This window comes from Microbacterium sp. (assembly GCF_035556355.1).
Lineage (GTDB): Bacteria > Actinomycetota > Actinomycetes > Actinomycetales > Microbacteriaceae > Microbacterium.
This window is the reverse complement of the sequence record NZ_DATMFG010000024.1, coordinates 17,507-40,024: the sequence shown is the minus strand read 5'-3', so window position 1 is coordinate 40,024 and position 22,518 is coordinate 17,507. Positions and strand designations below refer to the sequence as shown.

The following is a 22,518-nucleotide window of genomic DNA, read 5'->3' as shown; positions in this document are numbered from 1 at the left end:
GATGGTCTCCCCGACGACCCCCAGCACCGAAGCGTTCGATCCGGCGACGGCGACCATCGCCATCGTGACCTACAACCGCTCGAGCCTGCTGGCGAGGCTGCTCGAGAGCATCGAGCACATGGATCCCAAGCCCGGGCACATCGTGATCGTCGACAACGCATCCGTCGACGACACGGGCGAGGTCGTCGAGTCCTACCGCGAGCGGCTCGCGCCGTCGGCGCTCGTGTACCGCCGCCTCGACACCAACACGGGCGGCTCGGGTGGGTTCAGCGAGGGCATGCGCATCGCCTATGAGCTGGGGTCGACGTGGATCTGGCTCATGGACGACGACGTCGAGGTCATCCCCGACGGTCTCGCGAAGATGGGCAAGTGGGCGCCGCGGTTCAAGAGCATCCAGGGCCGGCGCTACGACTACGATGGCAGCGAGTTCTACTGGCAGTACCGGATCGCCGAGCGCATGGGCATCCCGATCCCGTTCGCCCCCGCGGGTTTCGACGAGAGCGGCTACAAGCCGATGAACTCCGGTTGCTTCGAGGGCATGTTCATCCACCGCGACATCGTGCGCGAGATCGGCCTGCCCGACCCGCGGTTCTTCATCTACTGGGACGACCAGCTGTACGGATGGCTCGCCTCGCGCAAGACGCAGTCGGTGATCGTGAACGAGTTCGTGCTGCGCCGCACACGCGAGATCAAGCAGTGGGACATGGGGATCCGCCACCTCAATGCCTCGAGCAACGCGTACCGGTACTACATCATGCGCAACCGCGCGATCATCAAGCGGTACTACCGCGCACTCGGCGTCTACAACCCGGTGCTGTTCGGCCTCGGCACGTTCATGACGTTCTGCAAGGAGCTCATCCGCCTCGTCTTCGTCGAGCGGACCATCCGCGGCACGTCCAACCTCTTCCGGGGCCTGCGCGACGGGCGTGAGATCTCGAAGGATCCGTCGTGGAAGCCGATGGCGCCGCTGACGGATCAACCGGCGGCGTAGTCCGAGTTGTATCGGTCGAGCACCTCGCCGATCGTCGCGTCCATCGCGAGGCGGCCCTTGTCGAGGTACAGGCCGCGCGAGCAGAAACGGCGCAGGTCCTTCTCGTTGTGCGACACGAAGAAGAGCGTGCGACCCGCGGCGAGCAGCTCGTCGATGCGCTTGTAGCACTTCTCGCGGAACGCCTTGTCGCCGACAGCGAGCACCTCGTCGACGAGCAGGATAGGCGCTTCGAGTTGCGAGACGACGGCGAACGCGAGGCGAACCTTCATGCCGTTCGAGAGGTGCTTGTAGGGGGTGTCGAGGAATCCTTCGAGCTCCGCGAACGCGATGATGTCGTCGAAGCGCCGCTCCACCTCCGCGCGCGACATACCGTGGAGCCCTGCAGTGAGCCGCACGTTCTCTCGCACAGTCAACTCGCCGACGAAACCCCCCGTGATCTCAATGAGCGGCGCGACGTCGCCGTGCACGCGCACATCCCCCTCGTCGGGGAGCAGGACGCCGGCGACGAGCTTCAGCAGGGTGGACTTGCCCTGGCCGTTGCGCCCGACGACGCCGATCGCCTCGCCGGCGCGCACGTCGAACGTCACGTCGCGAAGCGCCCAGAACTCACCCGGCCGGCTGCGCCGCGACGAGTCCGCGAACAGATCCTTGAAGTTCCGACGCCCGCGACGATTTCGACGGAACCGGATGCCGAGATCGCGCACCTGGATGGCGACGTCGGTCGTGAGAGTCGCGTCGGCCATCACAGCTCCTTCAGCACCGGACGCTCGAGGCGGCGGAACACGAACACGCCGAGGGCGAGGAACGCGAGCGACATCGCGGCGCCCACCACCACGGCGAGCGTGTCCCACACCTCCGGGAAGAGCCCCACCCGGTACAGGGTGAAGATCCCCGACAGCGGGTTGAAGACGGCGAGGGTCGGGAAGATCCCCGGCAGGTCGCCGATGCTGTAGATGACGGGCGATGCGTAGAAGAGCAGGCGCAGGATGAGCTTGGTCGCCCGCTCGAGGTCGGTGTAGAGGGTGCACAGCGGCGCCACGAGCAGTCCGAGGCCGACGAGGAGCGCCGTCTGCAGCAGGACCGCGACAGGGATCCACAGCAGGCCCCAGTTGAGCTCGGCCGGCGTCGCGGAGAACTGCGCGACGATCACGAACAGCGCGAGGACCGGCAGGGAGAAGACGAACTCGAGGCCCTTGCTCAACACGATGCGGTTCACCCAGATCGAGCGCGGGATCGCGGTGGACCGCACGAGGCGCGCGTCCTTGCTGAACGCACGCGTGAAGTCCGACACGGCGGAGTTGAACCACACCCACGGCAGCAGCGCCGTGATGAGGAACACGATGTAAGGCTCCTGGCCGACCGTGCGCTGGAAGACCTGCGTGAAGACGAACCAGTAGATCGCGCTCATCAGGAGCGGATCGAGCACCGACCACAAGTACCCGAGCGCGCTCGTCGCGTACCGGACGCGCAGATCCCTCGCCGACAGCAGCCACAGGGAATGCGCGTAGCGGCGCGGCGATCCGGGTGCGCCGACGGCAGCGGTGGTCACGCGAACGATCCTACGGGCGCGGGGTCACGCGAGCTGGTTGTTCCACATCGACAGCGCCGAGCCGATGGCCATGTGCATGTCGAGATACTGGTACGTGCCGAGGCGGCCACCGAAGTACACGTCCTTCTCGCCCTTCGCGAGCTCACGGTACGCCAGCAGGCCGGCGCGGTCTTCGGGGGTGTTCACCGGGTAGTACGGCTCGTCGTCGCGAGAGGCGAAGCGCGAGAACTCGCGCATGATGACCGTCTTGTCGTTCGGATACCGGTCGGCGCGCTCGGGGTGGAAGTGCTTGAACTCGTGGATGCGCGTGTACGGGACATCCGCATCCGCGTAGTTCATGACCGACGTGCCCTGGAAGTCGCCGACTTCGAGCACCTCGCGCTCGAAGTCGAGCGTGCGCCACGAGAGCGCACCCTCGGTGTAGTCGAAGTAGCGGTCGACCGGTCCCGTGTAGACGATCTGGACCTGTCCGACCGTCGCCTTCTTGTTGAGGGGCTGCGACTCGTCGAAGAAGTCGGTGTCGAGCTTCACCTCGATGTTCGGGTGGTCGGCCATGCGCTCGAGCCACGCCGTGTAGCCGTCGGTGGGCAGGCCCTCCCACGTGTCGTTGAAGTACCGGTTGTCGTAGTTGTAGCGCACCGGAAGGCGGCTGATGACCTCGGCGGGCAGGTCCTTCGGGTCGGTCTGCCACTGCTTCGCGGTGTAGTCGCGGATGAACGCCTCGTACAGCGGACGGCCGATGAGGGCGATGCCCTTCTCCTCGAGGTTCGCCGCCTCCTTCGCGTCGAACTCCCCCGCCTGCTCGTGCACGAGCGCACGGGCCTCATCGGGCGAGTACGCCGCCTGGAAGAACTGGTTGATCGTGCCGAGGTTGATCGGCAGCGGGTACACGACGCCCTTGTGGTTCGTGTACACACGGTGGACGTAGTTCGTGAACGTCGTGAAGCGGTTGACGTACTCCCACACGCTCGGGTTCGAGGTGTGGAACAAGTGGGCGCCGTACTTGTGGACCTCGATGCCGGTCGCCGGGTCGTCTTCGCTGTACGCGTTGCCGCCGATGTGCGGGCGGCGTTCGATCACGGTGACCTTGCGACCGGATGCCGCGGCCCGCTCTGCGATGGTGAGGCCGAAGAAGCCGGAGCCGACGATGAGGAGATCCATGCGGTTGGGGTGCTTTCTGATTCGCTCGGGCGCCCGTGCGGGTCCTAGACGCGGAGATGCGGCGGGCACGAGGGGCCGCCGCGTGACACAAGCTTACCGACGGACTCGGGGCATTCCTGGGAGCCCGCGGGGCGGATCCTCGGTCAGGGTCGGTCGTGTGCGGGAGCCTGGTCCTCGATGTCGGACTCCTCCTCGACTGCGACCATGCCCGACGGCGCCGCCCCCGCCTTGCGGAAGGAGAAGGTCTTGTGGAGCACGTAGGTGACGACGACGAGGAACGCCGTCACGATGAGCTGGCTGATGAGCTTCTCGGTCGCGCTGTCGAAGCCGAGCACCTGGGCCGAGAACCAGCTCAGGGCGAGGTTCGCGATGAAGGAGCCGAGCGTCACCGACGTGAACTTGATGAACTCGCCGATCGGATGCCCCGTGCCGCGGAACACGAAGTGGCGCTGGAGCAGGAACGACGTCAGGTTCGAGACGATCCAACTGAAGGTGATCGCGATCGCGAAGTCGCCGGGCACGCCCCAGGCATCGAGCACGAGCAGCGAGACGGCGTAGAGACCGTACGAGAACGCGGTGTTCAGGCCACCGAAGACGAGGTATCGGACCTCGGGGCGCCTCGAGATCGCCACGACCAGATTGCGCATCGGGGCAACGATACACGCGCTCCCACGGCGCTTCCTGTACGCCTCCCGGGCCGGTCGGGGAGGCGTGCGTTAGGCTCGACCGTTGGCATTCTGCCATCGCCCGCGGACCAGCTTCCCGCCTCTCGGAGCCGACGGCCGCGCGGAAGGAGCCTCGAATCGTGACCGTCCCCGTCCTCAGCGTCGTCGTTCCGGCCTACAACAACGGACGCACCCTCGCCGAGACGCTCGAGTCGGTGCTGGAGCAGCGTGTGGACGGGCTCGAGCTGATCGTCGCCGACCACGCGTCATCCGACGACACCGCAGAGGTCATGCGCGGCTTCGCCGACGATCCGCGCGTCACGCTGCTCGACACTCCGGCCGGCGGCGGCGCCGGGCGCAACTGGAATCGCGTCACCGAGGCCGCGACCGGCGAGTACATCAAGCTGGTGTGCGGAGACGACGTCCTGCGACCCGGTGTGCTCGCACGACAGCTCGAAATCCTCCGATCGACCGGCGCGGTGCTGACCGCGTGCCGTCGCGACGTGGTCGACGCGGACGGCCGCACGCTGATGGCGGGGTGGGGACTGAGAGGTCTCGACGAGCGGATGCCGGGGCGCGACGCCGTCCGCAAGGCTGTGCGCGCCGGGTCGAATCTGTTCGGCGAGCCCGCGTCGGTCATGATGCGCCGGGAAGCGCTGGCCGAGACCGGCGGATGGTTCGACCGCTTCCCCTATCTGATCGACCAGGCGACCTACTCGCGCGTGCTCCTTCGCGGGGACTTCGTCCCCGACCCCGAGGTCGGCGCGACCTTCCGGATGAGCGCCACCCAGTGGAGCGTGGCGCTGGTGCGCGAGCAGTCCGGTCAGGCGCGGGCGTTCCACGCGTGGCTGCGGGCGGAGCATCCGGAGGTCCTGTCGGCGACGGATGTGCGAGTCGGCGACCTGCGGGCCGCGGCGATGGCTCGTGCCCGCCGCCTGTCGTATCGTCTGCTCGAGAGGAGAATGCGGTGACCGACGGAGAGGCGTACGTCCACCGGATCAGCATCGTGATCCCGGTGTACCAGGGTGAGCGCACCCTGCGCGGCGTCATCGACGAGATCCGCCCGCTCACGTCGCCCTTCGTCACCTCGGCCGGTCACACCGCACGTGTGGACGAGGTGGTGCTCGCATACGACCGCGGTCCCGACGACTCGGCCCGCGTCATCCGCGAGCTCGCCGCCGAGAACGCGTGGATCAAGCCCGTCTGGCTCAGCCGCAACTTCGGTCAGCACGCCGCGACGCTCGCGGGCATGGCGAGCTCGGGCGGTGAGTGGATCGCCACGATCGACGAGGACGGTCAGCACGACCCGGGACAGATCCAGGTGCTGCTCGACCAGGCTCTCGCCGACCGTGCCGACCTCGTCTACGCGGACCCCGTGAACCGGGCTCCCCACGGCTTCGTGCGCAACACCGCGTCGAAAGCGTCCAAGCGCACGCTCGAGTCGCTTCTGGGCGGCGGCCCGGCCTCGCACTTCAACAGCTTCCGCCTCGTGCTCGGTGAGATCGGGCGCAGCGTCGCCGCGTACGCGGGCACGGGCGTCTACCTCGACGTCGCCCTGTCGTGGGTCGCGAGCCGCGTCGTGACAGCGCCGATCACGCTGCGCGCCGAGGGCGACCGCCCGTCCGGGTACTCCTACCGCCGTCTGTTCGGCCACTTCTGGCGCATGGTGCTCACGTCGGGAACCCGCGGCCTGCGCCTGGTCACCGCCGTCGGCGTGCTCTTCTTCGTGGGCGGCATCCTGTTCGCGATCTACCTCACGTTCGCGCGGTTCGTCTCGGGCGACATCCCCGAGGGCTGGACGTCGCAGATGGTGCTCACCGCGGTGGGGACGGGCGTGATCCTCGTGTCGCTCGGGATCATCGCCGAGTACCTCGGCGTGGCGGTCAGCACCGCACTCGGCAAGCCCGCGTACCTCATCGTCCGCGATCCGGCGAGTGGACCGCTCGGGCACGCCGACCCGCCTGAGCGCCCGGCGGTCGACCGGGAATGACCCGGGCGCGGCGCTGGATCATCGGCCGAGGCCTCCTCGGGCGGGCGGTGGAGCGAGCGCGACCCGACGAGGCGTTCGCCGTTCGGCTCCCCTGGAACGACCCCGACCGCACCGTCGAGGCGATCGCGGTCGCGTTGCCGGAGTTCGCGGCATCCGATTCGCGCCTCGAGGTCTACTGGTGCGCGGGCCGCGGCGTGACCTCGACCCCGCGCGAACAGCTGGCGGTCGAGGCATCCGTTTTCGATCGCGTCCTCGAGGTGTTCCTCGCGGCGCCGTCCGACGTGAGGTCGCGCCTCGCGTTCTTCCTCGCGTCGTCGGTCGGCGGCGCCTACGCGGGCTCGGGCACGCCGCCGTTCACGGAATCGACGCCGGTCGCGCCGCTGAGCGCGTACGGCGACACGAAGCTGCACATGGAGGCGGCTCTGCGCGAGGCCACAGCGGACGGGCAGTGGCGATCGTTCATCGGTCGCATCACGAACCTGTACGGCGCGGGCCAGGACCTCTCCAAGCCGCAGGGCCTCATCTCGGCCCTCGTGAGGGGTCACCTCAGCGGACAGCCGACGTCGGTGTACGTGCCGCTCGACACGCTGCGCGACTACATCTACGAGGATGACTGCGCCGCCGTCGTCGACGCCGGCATGCGCCGCGTCGCGGCCCAACCCCCCGGGACGACCGTCACGAAGCTCATCGGCGCGATGCGGGCGGTGTCGATCGGTGCGCTGCTGTCGGAGCTCACGCGGCTTCGGCGACGACGGGGGCCGATCGTGTTGGGCGGAGGCGACGCGCGGGGCCAGGCGCTGGATCTCCGCATCCGCTCGGAGGTGTGGACCGACCTCGACGGGCTCGTCCGCACGACGCTGCCCGAGGGCCTCAGTCGCGTGTATCAGGCCCAGTTGCTGGGACGGGCAGCTCCTCACTGAGCCCGAGTCCGTCGGGCGCCGTCTCAGCCCGTCGGCGCCACCGGTGCTGCAAAATCGGCCAGGCCACCAGGATCACGGCGCACAGTGCCGAGGCCGCGATCATGAGCGGCAGCCCGGGCGGACGGAACGAGACCGTGATGACGTCGCCCGGCCGGGCGTCCGACGCGTCGACCGTGAGAAGCCATTCCCGGACGGGATCCGCGTGCTCGGCGCCGTCGATCGTGTAGCCCGGGTAGTCGAGCCGGGCCAGCACGACGCGAGCGTCGTCGCCGATCTCGTCCACACGGAACGAGACCGCGGTCTCGGAGACGTCGACGACGGTGACGGATGTGCCACGCCCCGTCCACGCGACCCCGCCTGCTCCGGGAACCGGCTCGTCGCGCTCGAAGAGCCACGTGAACTCCCCCTCCGAAACGAGGCGCCATCCGTCGGGCGGGACGGGAGCCTCGGGGAAGGTGTCCTTGATGGCGAGGATCGTGCTCACGCCCATGAGATCGGCGACCGGGAGCCCGGTCTCGGCGTCGCGGGTCCACAGTGTGTCGAGGGCATCCGCGCACGTCGCACCGCGCAGGTCCATGCACAGGTCCTTCGAGAAGGTCGAATACGGCAGGACCGTATAGAGGCTGCTCACGCGCGTGGGGCTCAGGTACCAGAGGTTGCCCATGAGGCGTTCGTCGAAGCTCGCGTCCAGACCGCCGTGCGCGTAGATGTCGCCCACGACGATCGCGTCGTCGGGCGAGTCGGGAAGGATCGACTGCATGCGCGCGACGCTGTCGGGCACCCCGAACTTGGGCAGCGGCGTGTACGGGAAGACCGCCAGCTGCGGGATGATCAGCAGCCCCGACACCGCGACGGCCGCCGCGGCGGCGAGGCCGGTGCGCTGTCCGTCGCGACGGATGCGCCGGGTGAGCGCGATGTACCCGATCGCGACGATCGCGATCGCCTGCACGACCATCACGAGCGCGAGCCAACGCCATTGGCCCGGCGTGTTGGCGTACGTGATGCCGGTTGCGATGGCCAGGACCAGCAGCGACCACCACACACGGCGCCGTGTGACGCGGGCGGGGAAGGCATGGGTCGCCATGACGGCGAGCAGGACCCCCGCAGTGAGACACACGTACGGCATGAAGCGGACCGGCCAGCGGATCGCGCCGATTTCACTCGGCCCGATCACGACGACTGTCACGAGCGCGAGGAGGACGAAGAGCGGGATGCACCGACGCACGACGTTTCGCGGCATCGGCAGGAAGAGCGGGATGAGCGGCAGCAGCCACGCGACATACACGAGCGGGGCCGCGGTCTCGGGGCCCCACCACGACCCCACGGATGCCGTGGCCGTCGGCGACGCGGCCGACATGAGGTCGCTCAGGTCTGCGTTGAGGAACCGCGTGTTGATGACGTGGAATCCCGCACGCTCGGTGACGGGCGCCGTGAGCACACCGGGCAGGTAGACCGTGATCGTGAGGAGGGCTCCCCACGCGGAGGCGAGGAGCGTCCGGATCGTGCGCGCGCCGTCGCGCGCGACGATCGCGCGCACGAGACTCTCGACGAGGATCACGACGAGGATGAGGACTCCGAACACGTATCCGAACGTGATGAGCGCGTAACTCGCGATCAGGTACGGAAGCGGCGAGCGCAGGGATTCGACGGATCGCCGAAGACCCCACCACACCCACGGCAGGACGGCCGCGTTGAACAGGCCGGTCGCCCACGAGGCCGCGTCCATGTAGACCGTGAACCCGCCGAGAGGCACGAGCACGCCCGCGACCGCGGCCCAGGGAGCGCTCGCGCCGAAAGAGCGCGCGAGCAGGTAGACGCCGCCCGCCATGAGCATGAGGAACGCGATCTTCACGATCGTGACGTGGACGACCGGGTTCTCGGCCCAGCGGGCGGTCACCGCGATGAGCCAGGTCACGGGGTTGAGCAGCCCCCATTGGCCTTCGGCGAAGTAGTTTCCCGCCTGCCACGCGTGCGGATCCAGGATCGGCAGGCGCCCGCTGAGCAGCCGGTCTCCGAGCTGCCACCACTGCCCGAACGAGCCGACCTCGGAGTCGTCGGCGAAGTAGAAGCGCGGCGTGACGAGCACGCGGGCGGCGCCGAACAGACCGGTGAGCACGACCGAGAGCGCGGCCCAGACGGCGGGCGCCCACCGTGCGCGGGTGCTGGAGGACTGGTCGGTCACGTGGCGGTGCCAATCGGCGTACGGGCGGGGAGGGCTCGACAATGCTAGCAACGGGCGCCCGCGCGGCCCGCGCGAAGCCTCACGCCGCGCGGGAACGAGCGCCTGTGAAACGATTGGGGTGTGAAGGGCATCATCCTCGCCGGCGGATCGGGCACGCGGCTGCATCCGATCACCCTCGGAGTCTCCAAACAGCTCGTCCCGGTCTACGACAAGCCGATGGTCTACTACCCGCTGTCGACGCTCATGCTCGCCGGCATCCGGGACATCCTCGTCATCACCACGCCGCACGACGCGACGCACTTCGAGCGACTCCTCGGCGACGGCTCGCAGTTCGGCGTCTCGATCTCGTTCGCCCAGCAGCCCTCCCCCGACGGTCTCGCGCAGGCGTTCACGATCGGGGCCGACTTCATCGGCGACGACAAGGTCGCCCTCGTGCTCGGAGACAACCTCCTCTACGGCCCCGGACTCGGCACGAAGCTCGCGCGGTTCTCGGACATCGACGGCGGCGCCGTCTTCGCCTACTGGGTCTCCGACCCGCAGGCGTACGGCGTCGTCGAGTTCGACGCCGAAGGTCGGGCGATCTCGCTCGAGGAGAAGCCCGCCAACCCGCGCAGCAGCTATGCCGTCCCCGGCCTCTACTTCTACGACAACGACGTCGTCGAGATCGCGCGCGGGCTCTCCCCCAGCGCGCGCGGCGAGTACGAGATCACCGACGTGAACCGCACGTACCTCGAGCGCGGCAAGCTTCAGGTCGAGGTGCTGCCACGAGGGACCGCGTGGCTCGACACCGGGACCTTCGACCAGATGACGGATGCCGCGGAATACGTCCGCACGATGGAGCGCCGAACGGGCATGAAGATCGGCGCCCCCGAAGAGGTCGCGTGGCGGCAGGGCTTCCTCACCGACGACGAGCTGCGCGCGCGTGCCGAGAAGCTCCTCAAGTCGGGCTATGGTGCATACCTGCTGGCTCTGCTGGAAAGGGGTCGTTGATGGCTCGGCTGCTCGTGACCGGAGGGGCCGGCTTCATCGGCTCGAACTTCGTCCACCACGTGATCGAGCACACCGATCATCACGTCACGGTGCTCGACAAGCTCACGTACGCCGGAAATCTCGCGTCGCTCGCGGGGCTCCCCGAGAACCGGTTCCGGTTCGTCAAGGGCGACATCGCGGATGCGGAGCTCGTCGACGCCCTGTTCGACGAAGTCGACGCCGTCGTGCACTACGCGGCCGAGTCGCACAACGACAACTCGCTCCACGACCCGCGCCCGTTCCTCGACACGAACCTCGTCGGCACGTTCACGCTCCTCGAGGCGGCGCGGCGCCACGACACGAGGTTCCACCACATCTCGACCGACGAGGTCTACGGCGATCTCGAGCTCGACGACCCCGCGCGGTTCACCGAGACGACCCCCTACAACCCGTCGAGCCCGTACTCGTCGACGAAGGCCGGCTCCGACCTGCTCGTGCGCGCGTGGGTGCGTTCGTTCGGCGTGCGCGCGACGATCTCGAACTGCTCGAACAACTACGGTCCGTATCAGCACGTCGAGAAGTTCATCCCCCGCCAGATCACGAACGTGCTTCGCGGCATCCGCCCCAAGCTCTACGGCAAGGGCGAGAACGTGCGCGACTGGATCCACGCCGACGACCACTCGGCCGCCGTGCTCACGATCCTCGACAAGGGGGTCATCGGCGAGACGTACCTCATCGGCGCCGACGGCGAGAAGAACAACAAGGAGGTCGTCGAGCTCATCCTCACGCTCATGGGGCAGCCGGTCGACGCGTACGACCACGTGACCGATCGTGCGGGGCACGACCTGCGGTACGCGATCGACTCGACCAAACTGCGCACCGAGCTCGGATGGACTCCGCAATACCGCGACTTCGAGTCCGGACTGGCTGCGACGATCGAGTGGTACCGCGACAACGAGGCGTGGTGGGCGCCCGCGAAGGACGCGACCGAGGCGTTCTACGCCGCCAAGGGCCAGTGATGACGGAGTTCGGCAAACGCCTGCGCGCCACCGAGACGCCCATCCCCGGGCTCGTGCTGTGGGACCTGACGGTCCACGGCGACAGCCGCGGCTGGTTCAAGGAGAACTGGCAGCGCGAGAAGATGATCGCCGCGGGTCTCCCCGACTTCGGCCCCGTCCAGAACAACATCTCCTTCAACGACGCTGTCGGAACGACGCGGGGCATCCACGCGGAGCCGTGGGACAAGTGGGTGTCGCTGGCGACGGGTCGCGTCTTCGGCGTGTGGGTCGACCTTCGCGAGGGTCCGACGTTCGGGATGGTCTTCACGGCGGAGCTCGACCCGTCGCGCGCGATCTTCGTCCCTCGCGGGGTCGGCAACGGCTACCAGACGCTCGACCCCGACACCGCCTACACGTATCTCGTCAACGACCACTGGTCGCCGGACGCGACGTACACGTTCCTGAACCTCGCGGACGAGAGCGTCGCGATCGACTGGCCCATCCCGCTCGATCGGGCCGAGATCTCCGAGAAGGACCACGCTCACCCGCGACTCGCCGACGTCGAGCCCGTCCCCGCACGCAAGATCCTCGTGACCGGCGCGAACGGGCAGCTCGGGCGCGCTCTCCGCGCGGAGCTGGGCGACGCCTCCCACATCGACTACGTGACGCGTGAAGACCTCGACCTCGCTTCGCCCGAGGTCTTCACGGCGCGGCACTGGCGCGACTACGACACGATCATCAACGCCGCGGCCTACACCGCGGTCGACCAGGCCGAGACGCCCGAGGGCCGCCGCGAGGCGTGGGCGGCCAATGCGACAGCGGTGTCCCACCTCGCACGGATCGCCCTCGAGCACCGACTCACGCTCGTGCACGTCTCGACGGATTACGTGTTCGACGGCACATCCGACCGTCCTTACCACGAGGACGACCCGCTGAGCCCGCTCGGCGTCTACGGGCAGACGAAGGCGGCGGCGGACGCGATCGTGGCGACGGTCCCCCGGCACTACATCGTCCGCACGTCGTGGGTCATCGGCGACGGCCGCAACTTCGTGCGCACGATGCGCGAGCTCGCCGACAGGGGCGTCGATCCTGCCGTCGTCGACGACCAGGTCGGCCGGTTGACGTTCACGGGCGATCTGGCCCGCGGCATCGTGCACCTCATGGCTGAGCGACCCGCACCGGGTGTCTACAACCTCACGGGCGGCGGGGATCCTATGTCGTGGGCGGATGTCGCCCGCGCGGTCTTCGTGTCGACCGGTCACGACCCGCAGCGCGTGCGCCCGGTGTCGACGGAGGAGTATTTCGCCTCTGCGAGCGCACCGGTCGCACCGCGCCCGCGCAACAGCGTGCTCGACCTGTCGAAGATCGAGGCGACCGGATTCGCGGTGCGCGCGGTCGAGGACGTGCTCCGGGAGTACCTGGCGCACTGAGGCTGCGGCACGGCCGCCCACGTTCGGCGGAGGCGGCTTGGGTAGGATCGCCGGGGCACACGAGACGGAGAGGCGTGCAGTGAAGGTTCTGATCACCGGCGGCGCCGGCTTCATCGGCAGCACGGTGGCCAGCGCGTGCGAGCAGGCCGGGCACGAGCCCGTGCTCCTCGACGATCTCTCGACGGGCCTCTCGGCGTTCGCCCTCGGGCGACCGCTGTACGTGGGCGACGTCGGAGACCCCGTGCTCATCTCGCGCGTCGTCTCCGAGCACCCCGACATCGCCGCCGTCGTGCACTGCGCCGCGAAGATCGTGGTGCCGGATTCGGTCGCGAAGCCCCTCGACTACTACGCCAACAACGTCGGCAAGGGCGTCGAGCTCCTTCGGAGCCTTGCTCGGCACGGTCTCACCCGGTTCGTCTTCTCCTCGTCGGCGTCGATCTACGCCGTCAGCGACGACTTCACCGTCGACGAGGACTCGCCCCTCGCCCCGGCCAGCCCTTACGCGGCGACGAAGGCGATGTTCGAGACGATCCTCGAGGACGCGTCGCACGCCGGCGATGTGCGAGCGGTCAGCCTGCGCTACTTCAACCCCATCGGCGCGGACCCCGAACTCCGGACCGGCCTGTCGATCCCCGAGCCGTCGCACGCCCTAGGCCGTCTCATCTCGTCGTGGCGCGCGGGCCGCCCCTTCACCATCACGGGCCACGACTGGCCGACGCCGGACGGCACGGGCATCCGCGACTACATCCACGTGTGGGACCTCGCGCGAGCCCACGTCGCCGCCCTCGAGCGGTTCGACGAGGTCGCGCCGGCATCGAACCCGTACCGGGTCTACAACATCGGCACCGGCAGGGGCGTGACCGTGCGCGAGCTCGTCACCGTCTTCGAGAGCGTCACGGGAGACGCGGTCGACGTCGTCGACGGTCCCCGACGGCCCGGCGACAGCGCGGGGGTCTACACGCGGAGCGAGCGCGCCGCGCGCGAGCTCGACTGGCGTGCCGAGCGGACGCTCGAAGACGGCATCCGCGACTCGCTCGCGTGGGCGGAGCGGCTGCCCGACGTGCTCGGAGCCGCTTCCGCCTGACGACGCCTACGCCGCGGCGCCGGATCCGACGACGATGCGCGGGGTTCCTGCCCAGCGCGCAGCGTCCGTGGCGTTGCGACCGTCGACGAGAAGACGGATGCCGGGCAGTTGCGCGGCCTCGAGCGAGCGGTAGTCCGCGTGGTCGGTCTGGAGGATCGCCACGTCGACCGCGTCGCCGAGCGCGTACGGCTCGAAGCCCATGGCCCGCAGCTCGTCGTCGGAATAGAGGGGGTCGTGGACGCGGACATCCGCTCCGCGCGCCTTGAGCGCCTCGACCGTCGGGAACACGCCGGAGAACGCGGTCTCCTTCACGCCTCCGCGATACGCCGCGCCCAGCACGACGGCCTTGAGCCCCTCCAGGGAGCCGAGGATGCCGGCCGCCTGCGCGACGAGCCGTTCGGGCATCGAGGCGTTGAGGAGCCGCGCGGTGCGCACGATGTCGGCATCCGGGTCGGTCGAGAGGTAGAGCCGGGGGTAGACCGGGATGCAGTGACCGCCGACGGCGATGCCCGGCCGGTGGATGTGGCTGTACGGCTGCGAGTTGCACGCCTCGATGACCTGATACACGTCGATGCCGTGCTCGGCCGCGAACAGCCCGAACTGGTTCGCGAGGCCGATGTTCACATCGCGGTACGTCGTCTCGGCGAGCTTCGCCATCTCGGCGGCCTCCGCGCTGCCGAGGTCCCACACCCCGTTGGGGCGACTGAGGTCGGGGCGCTCGTCGAACTGGAGGACCGCCTCATAGAACTCCCTCGCGCGCCGGGCGCCCGCTTCCGACAGGCCGCCGATGAGCTTCGGGTACTTGCGAAGGTCCGCGAAGACGCGACCCGTCAGCACACGCTCCGGCGAGAACACGAGGTGGAAGTCGGTGCCCTCCACCAGGCCCGAGCCGCTCTCGAGCATCGGCTTCCAGCGCCCGCGGGTCGTGCCGACGGGAAGCGTCGTCTCATACGAGACCAGCGTGCCGGGCGTGAGGTGCTCAGCGAGCGAGCGCGTCGCGGCGTCCATCCACGCGAAGTCCGGTTCCCATGTGGCATCGTTCACGAAGAGCGGGACGACGAGCACGACCGCGTCGGCGCCGGGGATCGCGTCGCCGTAATCGGTGGTCGCGCGCAGGCGCCCCGCGGGCACGAGCTCGGAAAGCTTCTCCTGAAGGTGCGCCTCGCCCGGGAACGGCTCGATGCCGGCGTTGACGCTCTCGACGGTGGCGGGGTTGACGTCGACGCCGATGACGTCGTGACCCGAATCTGCGAACTGGACGGCGAGGGGGAGGCCGATCTTTCCGAGGGCCACGACGGCTATACGCATGGATTCCAGTCTATGTGCGCCTGGGACCGCGATCTGCCGCGGCTGGGCTCACCCGCTGCCGAGCAGCGAGTCGATCCGCTCGGCGACGATCGGCTCGAGATATCGCACGAAGGCACCCGTGAGGTGGTTCACATCGCGATAGACCAGCAAGTCGTCGACGATGACAGGACACTCGGACGGCCCGCAGATGTAGTCCGTCAGATCGAGGAACGACCCGCCGGCGGACTCGGCCGCGCGCCCCTCGGCCGCCGTGTGCGCGCGGTCCAGGACGGCGCCCCGATCACCGGCACACCGGTCGGCTCTATCCGGGGCGCCAGAGAGACGCACAGCAGGGGGCGCGTCGAAGCGCGGCGTGTCGGCGATGACGAGCACACGGATGCCGGCATCCGTGAGCCGGCTCACCGTCGTCTCGACTCCCGAGGCCCAGCGCTCGCGTCGTTCGGCCTCGTCCGATACCCCCGCGACGGGATGCCAGGCGTAGCTCGAGATCACCACGAGGTCAGGCGGCTCCGCGGTGAGACGCTTCAGCACCGCCTCGCGCCACCGGTCGCATGACACATATGGAACGTTCTTGGTCACTACCGTCGTCGACACCGCGGGGAACGACGACTTCGTGTAGGTCGAGATCGCGATGCCGCCCGTGGCCTCGGCGTAGTCGTCCACCGCGGGGAACCACTGGGCGGAGTGGGAATCGCCGAACAGCGCGATGCTCACGGAGCCGTCGGGGTCGCCGTACACGCAGTCCTGCACGGATTCGGCCGACACGTCGTGGTGACAGCCGTCCGCATGGGCGGTATGTCGGCGGCCGCGTCTTCGAGCGACGGTTTCATGTTCTGCGGGACGTACGACGTGGGGTTGGGCGGCGACGTCGGTATGTCGGGTGCGGCCGCGACGGGTTCGCCCGTCGGCACCGGTCGGGCCGCGGCCCAGGCCATGGAGCCGAGGGTCGCGACCGCCAGGACGACGGTCACGCCGAGCGTGCCCCACAGCGTGTAGCTCGGGCGGCGCCGCACGAGCCCGGCCGGTGCGCGCAGGGGCGTCTCGACGAAGCGATAGAGGACGTACGCGAGCGGAACGGCGAGGACGATGCCGAGGAAGATCTTCACCGCCACAGGGAGCGGGCGATCATCCCCCACGGCCGCCTGCGGCACCACGAGCAGCGGCCAGTGCACGAGGTAGAGCGAGTACGAGATGAGGCCGATGAACTGCATCGGTCGAACCGAGAGGGCGGCGGTCGGGCCCCAGCGCGAATCGACGGAGCCGAACGCGATCACGAGCGCTGTGCCGGCCACGGGAAGCGCGGCCGCCCAGCCCGGGAACATCGTTGCGTCGTCGAAGAGCACCGCGGACGCGATGACCATGGCGATGCCCGCCCAGCCGCCGACAGCGGCGACGACTTCGGGGATGCGCAGTCGGCGATGCAGGAGCAAGGCGCCCACGAGCGCTCCGGCGAGCAGCTCCCACGCTCGTGTCGGCAGCAGGAAGAACGACATCGGCTGATTGAGCGGCGTGGCGATGACGCACGACGCGAAGCTCACGACGGCGGCGATGAGCACCAGCGCCGTCACGACGCGACGCGATCGGCGGGCGACCAGGAAGATCGCGAGGAGGACCAGGGGCCACAGCAGGTAGAACTGCTCCTCGACGCCGAGCGACCAGTAGTGCTGGTACGGGGAGGGTGAGTGGTCCGCGAGATAGTCCGTGTTCTGTATCGCGAGCCAGATGTTCGGGACGTACAGGATCGTCGCGAGTGCGTCCGACAGCACCCGCCCGACCGCGAGAGGCGGATAGACGATGAGCACCGCGATCGCCGTCAGAGCAGCCACGGTGAACGACGCGGGGAGGATGCGCCGCGCACGGCGCGCGTAGAACTGGGCGAACCTGATCCTGCCGTCGCGCTCGAGCGATTCGAGGAGGTGGCTCGAGATCAGGAAGCCCGAGATGACGAAGAAGACATCGACCCCCACGTAGCCCCCCGAGACCCCGGGGACGCCGGCGTGGTACAGCAGGACCAGTCCGACGGCGATCGCGCGCAGCCCCTGCACGTCCGTGCGGAAGCCGCGCGTCGAGCGCCGAACCGAGCCGCCGATCCGCTGCGGCACGCGCTCCGTCGATGCCTGGCCGACCGAGACCATCACCCTGTCGGGCCGTTCCCCCTGAGGACCTCGATGACGCGCTCCGCCGCCCGTCCATCGCCGTAGGGCGCGGCATCCGTCGCTTCGGGGCGCGGACGCGACACACCGGCCGCGATCTCGGCGGCCGTGTTCGCGAGCACGTTCCAGCCGAGCTGGACGGTCTCGACCCATTCGGTCTCGGTGCGCACGGTCGTGCACGGGACCCCGAGGAGGAACGCCTCCTTCTGGAGCCCGCCCGAGTCGGTGACGACCCCGGCGCTCGACAGCGCGGCGGCGATGAGATCGGGGTACGCGAGCGGTCCCTGGGCGATGAGCGAGCCCTGCGTGAGCTCGACGCCGTGTGCGGACGCCTTGGCCACCACTCGCGGGTGCGCCAGGAGCACGACCGGACGATCCAGCGCCGCCAACGCGGACGCGATCTCGGCGAGACGGGCGGGATCGTCGGTGTTCTCCGCGCGGTGGATCGTCGCGAGGTAGTAGCCGCCGCGCTCGAGGCCGAGCTCCGCGACGAGCGGCGAAGGCCGGCCCGCGACCTGGTCGCGGACATCGAAGAGCACATCGGTCATCACGTCGCCCACCAGCACCGTCCGCGCCGCCAGACCTTCCGCCGCGAGGTGGTCGACCGCGACCTGGGTCGGCGCCAGCAGGAGGTCGGCCGCGTGGTCGGTCAGGACACGGTTGTGCTCTTCCGGCATCCGCCTGTTGAAGCTGCGCAGACCGGCCTCGAGATGTGCGACCGGCAGATGCATCTTGACGGCGCTCAGAGCCGCGGCGACGGTCGAGTTCGTGTCACCGTAGACCAGCACCCAATCGGGCTGCTGAGCGTCGAACACCGAGTCGAGCGCCGCGAGCATCGCGCCGGTCTGCACTCCGTGCGACCCGCTGCCGACGCCGAGATGGATGTCGGGGGCTCCGATGCCGAGGTCGTCGAAGAACACGTCCGACAGCATCGGGTCGTAATGCTGGCCCGTGTGGACGATGACGTGATCGATGGATGCCGCGACAGCCGCCTTCGCGATCGGGGCGAGCTTGACGAACTGCGGGCGCGCGCCCACGACGCTGACGATCTTCACGGGGGTCCAGTCTAGGTCGCCGAGCCTGAACGCCCGGTCGGGATAGCGTAGAGCGTGCGCATTCTCGTGGTGACTCCGTGGTTCCCCTCGGCGTCGATGCCGGCATCCGGGATCTTCGTGGAGCGCGAGGTCTGGGCCCTGGCCGGCGCACACGACGTCCATGTGCTCCACCTCGACTGGCAGCACACCTCCGGGCGTGAGACGTCCGCAACCGGGTCTCTGCGGGTCACGAGGCTTCCGCTGTCGCGGTCGCGGCCGATCGACTTCGTACGCGCGCGTCGGGCGGTCAGGGCCGCGGCACAGCACGCGGACGTCGTGCACACGCACGCGGTGACCGGGCTCATCCCCTGGCGGTGGCCGCGATCGCGCCCCGCCGCACTGCCGTGGGTCCACTCCGAGCACTGGTCCGGGATCACGTCGCCCGAGACCCTTTCGCGTGGTGCACGGATCGCACGACGGGCCCTGCTCCCCCTCCTCCGCCACCCCGACGTCGTCGTCGCCGAGAGCGGGCGTCTCGCGTCCGCCATACGCGCGGTCCGGTCGACACCCGTCGAGATCGTGCCGTGCGTCGTGCCGGAGCCCGACGTGACGGAAGCACCGTCGACGCCGCCGATCCGGCTCGTCGGGGTGGGCGCGATGATCGCCCGCAAGGGTCCGCTCCTCGCGGCGCAGACCCTCGAGGAGCTCGGTCGGCGCGGACACGACGCGACGCTGACGTGGGTGGGCGACGGACCGCAGCGCGCCGCCGTCGAGGAGTTCGCGCGCACCGCGGGGCTGAGCCCACGCGTGCGGCTGACCGGGACTCTCGACCAGCGCGGAGTCTCGGCGGAGCTGCAGGCGGCGAACGTGTTCCTCCTCCCGACGCAGGGCGACAACTTCTGCGTCGTCGCGGCCGAGGCCCTCCTGAACGGACGACCCGTCGTCAGCGGTGCCGCAACCGGAGCGGTGGACTACGCGAGACCCGAGGTCAGCGCGTTCGTCTCCGACCAGTCGGCGGGAGCCTACGCGGACGCGGTGGAGTCGGTCCTGGCATCAACCGCCTCCCTCTCCGCCCGGGACATCGCCGACACCGTCACGGGTCGCTTCACACCTGGCGCCGTGCGCGGCGCCCTCGACGCGGTCTACGCGACGGCGAGGAGCCTGCGGTGAGCCGTGGTCCCACGCTCGGCGAACGCGCGCAGTACTGGATCGCCGATCACCCCATGAGCATCCCGGGTCGGATCGCCGCGCTCCGCTTCGGTCGCCCCCCGCGCAACGGCCCTGTGCCCGTGGTCCGCGCGGACGACTCTCCCGTTCGCGTCCTCATCGCACCGGCGAACTACGCGGGGCAGGCGTACGCGTGGCGCAGCGCACTGCGCGCCACCGATCCGTCGACGTCCGCACGCAACTACGCCCTCGAGCGGCCCCCGTTCGCGTTCCCGGCGGACGCCGTCATTCCGGCATCCGTCTTCCACAACTCGCGCCGCTGGCAACGGGAGCAGCTCGAGGCCGCCCGCGGGTTCACCCACCTGCTCGTCGAGTCGTTCATCCCGCCGTTCGGCCGGCTGCTCGACCGTGACCTCGGACGGCAGATCGACGCCCTCGGCCCTGCCGTGTCGGTCGCGCTCATGTGCCACGGCTCCGATGTGCGAAGACCGTCGGTCAACCGGGAGCAGACGGCGCTCGCGCCCTTCACGGGCGATGCGGCGAGCATGCGGGCGGAGCAGCTCGCGATCCGCAACATCGACTTCGCGGCGCGGTCGGGACTGCCTGTGTTCGTCTCGACGCCGGACCTGCTGGAGGCGGTGCCCGGAGCCCAGTGGTGCCCGGTGGTCGTGGACCTGGACCGCTGGAGCACCGGTGAAGTCCGAAACGGATCCCGCGGCGGCGCGCCGCGCGTCGTGCACGCGCCCAGCTCGCGGGGCACCAAGGGCACCGCGGTGATCGAGCCCGTCGCCCACGACCTGCACCGCCGCGGGATCATCGACTATCGCCCCCTGAGCGGCATTCCGCACGCCGAGATGCCCGCCGTGCTCGCGGAGTCGGACATCGTGGTGGATCAGCTGAGTGTCGGCAGCTACGGCGTCGCGGCGTGCGAGGCGATGGCCGCGGGGCGGCCCGTGGTCGGTCACGTTCGCACGGCGGTGCGCGATGCGGTCCGCGACTCGGCGGGTCTCGACCTCCCGATCGTGGAAGCGGATGCGTCCTCGCTCGAGCGCGTGCTCACCGAGCTCGCGTCCGACGTCGATCGGCGAGACGAGCTGGGGCGCGCGGGCCGCCGATTCGTGGAGACCGTCCACGACGGCCGACGCAGCGCCGAGACCCTGCGGGCGGCGTGGATCGGCCGCTCAGCCCGCTGACGGCGTCAGCCGGGCGATCCTCTCGCCGATGATGCGACGGCGCTCGAACGCGCGCGCCCACTGCTGCACCGCCGCACGCTCCGCGGGTGTCTGATCCGCGGCGAGCGCCGCCACGGCCACCAGGGCGTCGGCGATGTCCTCGGGATCCAACGATCTCGTGGCGGCCCACGCGGGGCTGTCCTTGAGCACGTCCGTTGCGGCGTTCATCGGATCGTGCACGGAGACGATCGGTATGCCGGTCGCGGCATACTCGTAGACCTTGCCGCTCGTGACGTAGCGGCCGGTTCCCAGCGCGAGGACCAGCGCGTCCAGGCCGGCGTAGACCTTCCCGATCAACGCCTTGCCGACAGGACCCTCGTACGCCACGCCGTCGTCGCGAGCGTCGCGGAGGATCGTGGCCATGTCGCCGTCGCCTGCTCCGAAGTGGCCCAGGTAGCCGTGGATGATCAGTCGCGCGGTCGCGAGCCGCGGATCGCGTGAGCGCGCGCGTCTCCACCCCTCGACGAGCGGTTCGAGCGGGACCTTCGTCGACACGGTCCCGATGTAGCCGAACACGAGACCGTTCTCCCGACCCCCGCGCACCGGAACGGCCAGAGGCGCCTCGTACTCGTCGTACCCGTTGGGGACGACCATCATCCGCGCGGCGGCGGTGGGGTGGCGTTCGGCGTGCCAGCGCAGGATCGCATCGTTGACGAACCAGATCTCCGTCGCATCCGCCATGAGTCGGCGCTCCCACGCGCGAACGGGCGGGATGGCGGTCGGGAGCCGCTTGCCCGAGAACACATCCAGCTGCCACGCGTCGCGGTAGTCCATGACGTATCGGACGCCGAATCGACGGTGCAGGTGCCATCCCGGGACGAAGTCGACGTGCGGGTTGGCCGTGCCGATGGCGAGATCGACCGGATGCGACCGGTGCACCCGCTCCGCGGCACGTTCGAGCTCCGGTCGCCAGCGACCGTAGTTCGGCTCGGGGAAACGGACCATGTCGCGCCAGAAGTCTGCGATGCGCCACGCGACCGGAAAGCGGGCTCGCGCGCGGGGCCATCGGCCGATGTCGTTCTGGAATGCCGGCACGTCCGCGGGAAGACGCTCGATCACGACACGCGGATCCACCATGCGCTCCAGGCCGAGGTCCACTCCCGTCGAGCTGAACCACAACTCGCGGTTCACCGTGAGCACGGTGACGTCCCAGCCCGCCTCGGCGAAGGCGTTGACGGTCGCGAGCGCGCGGTAGACGCCTCCGGCACGGCTCGGCGGGAAGCTCCACGCGGTGTACAGCAGATGCGGACGCGTCATGCGCGAAGCCTTTCGATCGCGGCGCGCGCCGCGGGGACTCCGTACACCGCGGCGACGTGCCGCCCTTTCCGCCGCAGCCTGTCGTGCCAGCGCCACGCCGCGTACGCGGCGTCGCGCTCGGTCGCGACGATGACGTCGGCCTGCTCGACTGCCGCAGCCACGGCCGGATCATCGCGCATAGCCCGCCAGTACGCGCGTGACGGCGCGAGCGGCGTCACGTCGACGAGTTCCCGACCGATCGCCGATGCGGACACCCGGCTCGCGAGCCTGCGCAGCGGCCCGGTCGGGCGGGGCAGCTCGATGTCGGCTCCGCCCGGTCCTGACGCCCAGCCGACGACGGTCGCAGCCACCCCGGCCTCCGCGTCGGAGGCGAGAGAGTCGTCGAACACGGTTGAGGGCGACAGGATGACGATTCGCACGGCCAGATC

The 22,518-nt window shown here is 69.6% G+C and carries 21 protein-coding genes; 10 read left to right on the top strand and 11 right to left on the bottom strand.

The annotated features are described in order from the left end of the window. Position 1: 1 nt before the first annotated feature. Positions 2-991: a glycosyltransferase family 2 protein gene (locus VNR19_RS06585; RefSeq protein WP_325725421.1), complete on the top strand. Its 990-nt coding sequence runs from the start codon at positions 2-4 to the stop codon at positions 989-991. Here VNR19_RS06585 and VNR19_RS06580 read toward each other — a convergent pair. From VNR19_RS06580 to VNR19_RS06565, 4 genes are all read right to left on the bottom strand, one after another. Next, positions 976-1,734, bottom strand: a complete 759-nt coding sequence (locus VNR19_RS06580; protein WP_325725082.1) for an ABC transporter ATP-binding protein — start codon at positions 1,732-1,734, stop codon at positions 976-978. The genes VNR19_RS06585 and VNR19_RS06580 overlap by 16 nt on opposite strands. After that, positions 1,734-2,540, bottom strand: coding sequence for an ABC transporter permease (locus VNR19_RS06575; protein ID WP_325034638.1), 807 nt, complete (start codon positions 2,538-2,540; stop codon positions 1,734-1,736). Before VNR19_RS06575 ends, VNR19_RS06580 begins: the two co-directional genes overlap by 1 nt. A gap of 24 nt (positions 2,541-2,564) precedes the next feature. Then, a complete protein-coding gene (glf, locus tag VNR19_RS06570) occupies positions 2,565-3,701 on the bottom strand; it encodes a UDP-galactopyranose mutase (RefSeq protein ID WP_325725079.1) in 1,137 nt (378 codons plus the stop codon). A gap of 143 nt (positions 3,702-3,844) precedes the next feature. Further along, a complete protein-coding gene (locus VNR19_RS06565) occupies positions 3,845-4,348 on the bottom strand; it encodes a GtrA family protein (RefSeq protein WP_325034636.1) in 504 nt (167 codons plus the stop codon). 158 nt (positions 4,349-4,506) lie between these two features. Here VNR19_RS06565 and VNR19_RS06560 point away from each other — a divergent pair, with 158 nt between their 5' ends. Genes VNR19_RS06560 through VNR19_RS06550 form a run of 3 tightly spaced genes read left to right on the top strand, consistent with a single transcriptional unit; the run spans position 4,507 to position 7,276 of the window. After that, positions 4,507-5,337, top strand: a complete 831-nt coding sequence (locus VNR19_RS06560) for a glycosyltransferase family 2 protein (RefSeq protein ID WP_325034635.1) — start codon at positions 4,507-4,509, stop codon at positions 5,335-5,337. Further along, the gene (locus VNR19_RS06555) at positions 5,334-6,356 is read left to right on the top strand and encodes a glycosyltransferase (protein WP_325034634.1); all 1,023 of its coding nucleotides are present in this window, start codon (positions 5,334-5,336) and stop codon (positions 6,354-6,356) included. The genes VNR19_RS06560 and VNR19_RS06555 overlap by 4 nt, the downstream gene beginning before the upstream one ends. Continuing rightward, a complete protein-coding gene (locus VNR19_RS06550; protein ID WP_325034633.1) occupies positions 6,353-7,276 on the top strand; it encodes an NAD-dependent epimerase/dehydratase family protein in 924 nt (307 codons plus the stop codon). The genes VNR19_RS06555 and VNR19_RS06550 overlap by 4 nt, the downstream gene beginning before the upstream one ends. Here the strand turns inward: VNR19_RS06550 and VNR19_RS06545 are convergent. Continuing rightward, the gene (locus VNR19_RS06545) at positions 7,227-9,458 is read right to left on the bottom strand and encodes a hypothetical protein (protein ID WP_325725075.1); all 2,232 of its coding nucleotides are present in this window, start codon (positions 9,456-9,458) and stop codon (positions 7,227-7,229) included. The genes VNR19_RS06550 and VNR19_RS06545 overlap by 50 nt on opposite strands. Positions 9,459-9,578: 120 nt before the next feature. Here VNR19_RS06545 and rfbA point away from each other — a divergent pair, with 120 nt between their 5' ends. From rfbA to galE, 4 genes are all read left to right on the top strand, one after another. Next, entirely contained in the window at positions 9,579-10,448 is an 870-nt protein-coding gene (gene rfbA, locus VNR19_RS06540; protein WP_325034631.1) for a glucose-1-phosphate thymidylyltransferase RfbA, read from the top strand. Beyond that, entirely contained in the window at positions 10,448-11,446 is a 999-nt protein-coding gene (gene rfbB / locus VNR19_RS06535; protein ID WP_325034630.1) for a dTDP-glucose 4,6-dehydratase, read from the top strand. Before rfbA ends, rfbB begins: the two co-directional genes overlap by 1 nt. Continuing rightward, a complete protein-coding gene (gene rfbD, locus VNR19_RS06530; protein WP_325034629.1) occupies positions 11,446-12,855 on the top strand; it encodes a dTDP-4-dehydrorhamnose reductase in 1,410 nt (469 codons plus the stop codon). The genes rfbB and rfbD overlap by 1 nt, the downstream gene beginning before the upstream one ends. 79 nt (positions 12,856-12,934) lie before the next feature. Continuing rightward, complete coding sequence (gene galE, locus VNR19_RS06525; RefSeq protein WP_325725072.1) at positions 12,935-13,939, top strand: UDP-glucose 4-epimerase GalE; 1,005 nt, start codon at positions 12,935-12,937, stop codon at positions 13,937-13,939. 6 nt (positions 13,940-13,945) lie between these two features. On the opposite strand, the gene VNR19_RS06520 is transcribed toward galE, so the two are convergent. The 4 genes from VNR19_RS06520 to wecB are packed head-to-tail and all read right to left on the bottom strand — an operon-like array spanning position 13,946 to position 18,455. Then, positions 13,946-15,247: a nucleotide sugar dehydrogenase gene (locus VNR19_RS06520; protein WP_325034627.1), complete on the bottom strand. Its 1,302-nt coding sequence runs from the start codon at positions 15,245-15,247 to the stop codon at positions 13,946-13,948. Positions 15,248-15,295: 48 nt separating this feature from the next. Continuing rightward, on the bottom strand, positions 15,296-16,012 hold the full coding sequence (locus tag VNR19_RS06515) for an SGNH hydrolase domain-containing protein (protein WP_325725070.1): 717 nt from the start codon (positions 16,010-16,012) through the stop codon (positions 15,296-15,298). Beyond that, the gene (locus VNR19_RS06510; RefSeq protein ID WP_325725068.1) at positions 15,958-17,382 is read right to left on the bottom strand and encodes an acyltransferase family protein; all 1,425 of its coding nucleotides are present in this window, start codon (positions 17,380-17,382) and stop codon (positions 15,958-15,960) included. Before VNR19_RS06510 ends, VNR19_RS06515 begins: the two co-directional genes overlap by 55 nt. Continuing rightward, complete coding sequence (wecB, locus tag VNR19_RS06505; protein WP_325725066.1) at positions 17,382-18,455, bottom strand: non-hydrolyzing UDP-N-acetylglucosamine 2-epimerase; 1,074 nt, start codon at positions 18,453-18,455, stop codon at positions 17,382-17,384. The genes VNR19_RS06510 and wecB overlap by 1 nt, the downstream gene beginning before the upstream one ends. 54 nt (positions 18,456-18,509) lie before the next feature. Between wecB and VNR19_RS06500 the strand changes: the two genes are divergently transcribed. Both VNR19_RS06500 and VNR19_RS06495 read left to right on the top strand, forming a co-directional pair. Then, positions 18,510-19,604 carry a glycosyltransferase gene (locus VNR19_RS06500; RefSeq protein ID WP_325725064.1) on the top strand — a complete coding sequence of 365 codons (1,095 nt, stop codon included), beginning with the start codon at positions 18,510-18,512 and terminating at the stop codon, positions 19,602-19,604. Next, entirely contained in the window at positions 19,601-20,794 is a 1,194-nt protein-coding gene (locus VNR19_RS06495) for a glycosyltransferase (RefSeq protein WP_325725062.1), read from the top strand. The genes VNR19_RS06500 and VNR19_RS06495 overlap by 4 nt, the downstream gene beginning before the upstream one ends. On the opposite strand, the gene VNR19_RS06490 is transcribed toward VNR19_RS06495, so the two are convergent. Both VNR19_RS06490 and VNR19_RS06485 read right to left on the bottom strand, forming a co-directional pair. Next, positions 20,783-22,090 (bottom strand): glycosyltransferase family protein, encoded by a 1,308-nt coding sequence (locus VNR19_RS06490; RefSeq protein ID WP_325725060.1) that lies wholly within the window; start codon positions 22,088-22,090, stop codon positions 20,783-20,785. The two genes, VNR19_RS06495 and VNR19_RS06490, sit on opposite strands and share 12 nt — an antisense overlap. Continuing rightward, positions 22,087-22,509, bottom strand: a complete 423-nt coding sequence (locus VNR19_RS06485; RefSeq protein WP_325725058.1) for a hypothetical protein — start codon at positions 22,507-22,509, stop codon at positions 22,087-22,089. Before VNR19_RS06485 ends, VNR19_RS06490 begins: the two co-directional genes overlap by 4 nt. Positions 22,510-22,518 lie beyond the last annotated feature (9 nt).

Bases quoted from the DNA above. Each gene is read 5' to 3' on its own strand.
- VNR19_RS06565 (WP_325034636.1), bottom strand. From the start codon at position 4,348: ATGCGCAATCTGGTCGTGGCGATCTCGAGGCGCCCCGAGGTCCGATAC.
- rfbD (WP_325034629.1), top strand. From the start codon at position 11,446: ATGACGGAGTTCGGCAAACGCCTGCGCGCCACCGAGACGCCCATCCCC.
- VNR19_RS06585 (WP_325725421.1), top strand. From the start codon at position 2: ATGGTCTCCCCGACGACCCCCAGCACCGAAGCGTTCGATCCGGCGACG.
- rfbB (WP_325034630.1), top strand. From the start codon at position 10,448: ATGGCTCGGCTGCTCGTGACCGGAGGGGCCGGCTTCATCGGCTCGAAC.
- VNR19_RS06520 (WP_325034627.1), bottom strand. From the start codon at position 15,247: ATGCGTATAGCCGTCGTGGCCCTCGGAAAGATCGGCCTCCCCCTCGCC.
- VNR19_RS06580 (WP_325725082.1), bottom strand. From the start codon at position 1,734: ATGGCCGACGCGACTCTCACGACCGACGTCGCCATCCAGGTGCGCGAT.
- VNR19_RS06510 (WP_325725068.1), bottom strand. From the start codon at position 17,382: ATGGTCTCGGTCGGCCAGGCATCGACGGAGCGCGTGCCGCAGCGGATC.
- glf (WP_325725079.1), bottom strand. From the start codon at position 3,701: ATGGATCTCCTCATCGTCGGCTCCGGCTTCTTCGGCCTCACCATCGCA.
- VNR19_RS06550 (WP_325034633.1), top strand. From the start codon at position 6,353: ATGACCCGGGCGCGGCGCTGGATCATCGGCCGAGGCCTCCTCGGGCGG.
- VNR19_RS06490 (WP_325725060.1), bottom strand. From the start codon at position 22,090: ATGACGCGTCCGCATCTGCTGTACACCGCGTGGAGCTTCCCGCCGAGC.